The sequence below is a fragment of the uncultured Metabacillus sp. genome (genome assembly GCF_947503125.1).
In the GTDB taxonomy this organism is placed as follows: domain Bacteria; phylum Bacillota; class Bacilli; order Bacillales; family Bacillaceae; genus Metabacillus.
In genome coordinates this window covers 1-288 of the sequence record NZ_CANNCR010000216.1, presented here as the reverse complement: position 1 = coordinate 288, position 288 = coordinate 1, and the positions used below count along the sequence as shown (strand labels likewise).

1 rRNA gene is annotated in these 288 nt (G+C 38.5%); it reads left to right on the top strand.

Going from position 1 to position 288, the window contains the following annotated elements:
- Positions 1 to 213: 213 nt before the first annotated feature.
- A 5S ribosomal RNA gene (rrf, locus tag Q1B07_RS26935) occupies positions 214 to 288 on the top strand; the annotation flags it as partial.

Genomic DNA, 288 nt, shown 5'->3' with positions numbered 1-288 from the left:
AGAGGTGGAAGCGCGGTGACGTGTGGAGCTGACTGATACTAATCGATCGAGGACTTAACCTATTTAGAAAAGCGTAAGCTCAGTAAATGAATTGAATAATCGTTATCTAGTTTTGAAGGAACATTTCTTCAAAAAATTCGTAAAAATATCTTGATTTTTCACAAAAACTTAATATAATAGTATTTGTCGCTTATAAAACGACATCAAAATATATCTGGTGACGATGGCGAAGAGGTCACACCCGTTCCCATGCCGAACACGGAAGTTAAGCTCTTCAGCGCCGATGGT